The 4100-nt window shown below is 51.4% G+C and carries 4 protein-coding genes and 5 tRNA genes; all 9 read left to right on the forward strand.

Annotated elements, in window-relative coordinates; genetic code table 11:
• Positions 1-163: 163 nt before the first annotated feature.
• A tRNA-Glu gene (locus tag L691_RS0110015) sits at positions 164-238 on the forward strand.
• A gap of 33 nt (positions 239-271) precedes the next feature.
• Positions 272-348 (forward strand) — tRNA-Met (locus L691_RS0110020).
• Between the two features lie 28 nt (positions 349-376).
• A tRNA-Asp gene (locus L691_RS0110025) sits at positions 377-453 on the forward strand.
• A 30-nt stretch (positions 454-483) separates the two neighbouring features.
• Positions 484-558 (forward strand) — tRNA-Gly (locus L691_RS0110030).
• A 6-nt stretch (positions 559-564) separates the two neighbouring features.
• Positions 565-641, forward strand: a tRNA-Arg gene (locus L691_RS0110035).
• A 370-nt stretch (positions 642-1011) separates the two neighbouring features.
• Positions 1012-1767, forward strand: coding sequence for a BofC C-terminal domain-containing protein (locus L691_RS0110040; RefSeq protein WP_025690339.1), 756 nt, complete (start codon positions 1012-1014; stop codon positions 1765-1767).
• 289 nt (positions 1768-2056) lie between these two features.
• Positions 2057-2560, forward strand: a complete 504-nt coding sequence (gene ruvC, locus L691_RS0110045; RefSeq protein WP_025690340.1) for a crossover junction endodeoxyribonuclease RuvC — start codon at positions 2057-2059, stop codon at positions 2558-2560.
• Entirely contained in the window at positions 2557-3180 is a 624-nt protein-coding gene (gene ruvA / locus L691_RS0110050; protein ID WP_025690341.1) for a Holliday junction branch migration protein RuvA, read from the forward strand. The genes ruvC and ruvA overlap by 4 nt, the downstream gene beginning before the upstream one ends.
• 83 nt (positions 3181-3263) lie before the next feature.
• Positions 3264-4100: Holliday junction branch migration DNA helicase RuvB (ruvB, locus tag L691_RS0110055; protein WP_025690342.1), on the forward strand; the 837-nt coding region annotated here is incomplete at its 3' end.

The raw sequence follows: 4100 nt of genomic DNA on the forward strand, positions 1-4100 counted from the left end.
GAGTAGGACGTTGCCAAGCACAAGAACCACTGCTGAAGTACCAGCAGTGGTTTTTTGTTTTATTGATGTATTTTAAGCATCCATAATGTTAAAAAGCTATTGCCTTATATCAGTTGATTTGATATAATCATATTCGTTGTCACGACTGAGAAGTGATTCTTATGGCCCGTTGGTCAAGGGGTTAAGACACCTCCCTTTCACGGAGGTAACAGGGGTTCGAATCCCCTACGGGTCACCATTAATTTACAATAATTGGTTATTATTTGATTGACGCGGGGTGGAGCAGCTCGGTAGCTCGTCGGGCTCATAACCCGAAGGTCGCAGGTTCAAATCCTGCCCCCGCAACCAAATCTTCTTAATCTAAGAAGTGCCTCGTGGAACCGTGGTGTAGAGGCCTAACATGCCTGCCTGTCACGCAGGAGATCGCGGGTTCGAATCCCGTCGGTTCCGCCATTTAAATCTACTTTCCTAAATTAAAGATATGCGGACGTGGCTCAGCGGTAGAGCATCGCCTTGCCAAGGCGAGGGTCGCGGGTTCGATTCCCGTCGTCCGCTCCATATTTTGCGCCCTTAGCTCAGCTGGATAGAGCGTTTGACTACGAATCAAAAGGCCGGGAGTTCGAATCTCTCAGGGCGCGCCATTATTGCTTCATGAAGAGTAACCTGATCCGATTGTTGGAGTTCTTTGGAACCTAAGTTCGAGTAAGGATTCATCGCAGTCGGGTACGAGTCGTAACTGTATCCCCTAGACTACTTATGATGATTTTTACCAACCGAATCGATATATAGTAAGGTGGGTTAAGCCGATTTACAGCTTGATCCATCTTTTTTGTTGCATTTAATAAATGTTGCCCCGTCTTTGAACTACTCTTATCCTCTTTCTGTATCAGCATGGCTACGAACTGGTCGATGATCACAGCGTAACTGGAATTTCGTAACGAAAGAGCCAACACTGCATAAATTTCGGCGTCCGAGGACAGATTAAGGAAAAAAGCAGAATGAAGGGATAATATGAGTTCTTTTCGTCTGAAAAAGCAGCTGTGGCGTCGGTGGAGACGTTGGAAAAAAGCGCTGTGGGTCGGAACGGCTTGCGCAGTGCTTATAATCTGTGCCTGGTCCGGCATGCGCATGTCTGAGGATATATCGAGACTGTTAACAGGTTCAATGTCGGTAGCGGAGCAAACCTTTGCCGAGCTAAATGACCGCGCCTCGAGTGGTGACATCCTACTGCCTGGGCAGGTTTCCGCTGTGTTCGAGCAAGAAGAGCAGGAAGTTCTGAAAGAGCAGGCTTCAAATCAAGGCAATGCCACCCTTATCAAGGCTATTGCCGATAGCGGTCTGAGCCGGAAGGTGCATTATAAGACAAACTATGTCTGTGACGAGGAAATCCGTAATGTACCCCAAGCGATGAGTCCTAAGGAATTGCAGTTCCTCATTGCGGAGCATTCGGACTGGCAGGGGAAGATTGGGCCTGAAGGAGACGTCTGGCTGGAACGGAATGTGAATGATTTATCGCCTTCCTGTAAGAAGGAAGCGTACATTGGCATAGATAACGAAGGAAATCTTACCCTGTTCAAAGGCCCTCCTAAACGGGAGGAGGCGCTCAAGACTTTTTTTCAAATCGACATAGGCACTATGAAATCTGCTCTGCCGGAGAAGGTGTGGCGGCAGCTTCAAGGCGGAATCCGTGTGCAGGATATCCATGAGTATAACAGTGTTCTGTCAACCTTCAGCGATTATGCGAGGGACAATGCCGAGACGATGTAGGATAATTGATGTTAAGCATGTAATTATGGAAAAAGATATTGGGATCGCTGGCGAAAGCCTGCGGTCTTTTTGCTGCTTATCTGTGTTTCTATAAGCGCATATTGTCAGGATACGCTTAGAAGGACAGCTTATCTATTCCGGACTGTTTATATATCGGGTATGGCAAATTTTATGCCCCCCGCGCAGTCTATTTTTGCTATAATGGGTAGAAGGAATACATATGTTCGCTTTAAGGGTCATAAATTGGATCGTACGGGAAGGGCCCGTTTACAATAGAGGAGAGATAGCTGTGCGAATTTTGGGAATCGATCCGGGGATTGCAATTGTCGGCTTCGGCTTTATTGACAAGAACGGCAGCAAGCTTACGCCGGTGCAGTATGGCAGCATTCAGACGGAAGCCCACACGCCGGAGGAGGAGCGACTGCTTCATGTCTATGAAGGGATGCTGGAACTGATCGACCGCTACAAGCCGGATACCGTGGCGCTGGAGAAGCTGTTCTTCAACCGGAACGTGACGACGGCAATGTCGGTCGGGCAGGCTCGCGGCGTTTTGGTGCTGGCAGCGGTGCAGCGTGGGCTTTCTGTGGCGGAATATACGCCGATGCAGGTGAAGCAGGCCATAGTCGGGTACGGCAAGGCGGAGAAACGGCAAGTTCAGGAAATGGTGCGGATGTATCTGAGGCTGTCTGCTATTCCGAAACCGGATGATGTAGCCGACGCGTTGGCTGTTGCGGTATGTCATGCCCACTCTTACACGCTGAATTCGAAGATAAATGAGGTATTGCGAAAATGATTGATTTTTTGAGAGGGCCGGTCGTCCATCTGGAACAGGAATACGTGGTGCTGGATGTTCAGGGTGTGGGATACCGGGTGTTTTGCCCAAATCCCTATGCTTTCGCGAAACATGCGGGACCGGTAACGGTATATATTCATCATCATGTCCGCGAGGATGCGATTCTGCTGTTCGGCTTTCCCACCCGGGAAGAGCAGAAATTGTTCCGGAAGCTGATCGAGGTGTCGGGTATCGGTCCCCGCGTGGCGCTTGGGATTCTGACAGGGGGCACACCGGATCTAGTCATTTCAGCGATTTATCAGGAGAATATTACATTCCTGACTAAGCTGCCAGGAATCGGCAAGAAGACCGCGCAGCGTATGATTCTTGATCTGAAGGATAAGCTAGAAGGTCTGGGGACGGTCACGTTCCAAACGGGACTGCTTGCGCTGGAGGAGAATACGGAGAGCGGTTCCGGCGAGGTATCCTGGCAGGAAGCCAGAGACGGGCTTAAGGCGCTTGGGTATACGGAGAGTGAGCTGGATCGTGTCTGGCTGGCGCTGAAGAAGGAAGGCGCGGAAACCGCTTCGGTCGATGTGCTGATGAAAAAAGCGCTTAAGCTGCTGTATATAGCGAAGTAGACCGGATCTAGCGAAGTAAAGAGCAAATGAGCAGCAGGTGACGAAGGTCCGCTAAGTACATGATGAAGTGGAGCGATGGAAAGATGGAGGACCGGATCATATCCGCAAATTTAATGATGGAAGACCAGGCGGTGGAGCTTAGTTTGCGTCCCCGTTTTCTGGCTGAATATATCGGGCAGAACCAGGTTAAGGAGAATCTGAAAATCTATATCGAAGCGGCCAAAATACGGGGGGAGGCATTGGATCATGTACTGCTGTACGGACCGCCGGGTCTGGGTAAGACGACGCTGGCCAATATCATCGCCAACGAACTGGGGGTGAATCTGCGGACGACGTCCGGCCCCGCGATTGAGCGGCCGGGCGATCTGGCGGCGCTGCTCACCAATCTGCAGGAAGGCGATGTGCTGTTCATCGATGAGATTCACCGGCTGCACCGGACAGTAGAGGAAGTGCTGTATCCGGCAATGGAGGATTTCGCGCTTGATATTATGATCGGCAAAGGCCCGAGCGCCCGCTCGGTACGGTTGGACCTGCCCCCATTCACGCTGGTGGGGGCAACCACACGGGCAGGGCTGCTGTCCGCGCCGCTTCGCGACCGCTTCGGCGTTGTCAGCCGTCTGGAGTTCTATACAGTGGACGAACTGAGCTACATCGTCTCGCGTGGCGCCGATATTCTCAGTATTGAAATTGTTGGCGACGCAGCTGAAGAGATTGCGCTGCGTTCACGGGGGACCCCGCGGATCGCGAATCGTCTGCTGAAACGGGTCCGCGATTACGCCCAGGTCAAAGGAGACGGGATCATTACGCCAGACATTGCCGGCGAAGCGCTCAAGATGCTGCAGGTCGACCCAAGAGGTCTTGACAGCATCGATCATCGAATGCTGCATTCGATGATCAGCGGATTTCGCGGCGGGGCCGTC

This window comes from Paenibacillus zanthoxyli JH29 (assembly GCF_000520715.1).
GTDB classification, from domain to species: Bacteria; Bacillota; Bacilli; order Paenibacillales; family Paenibacillaceae; genus Paenibacillus_AQ; species Paenibacillus_AQ zanthoxyli.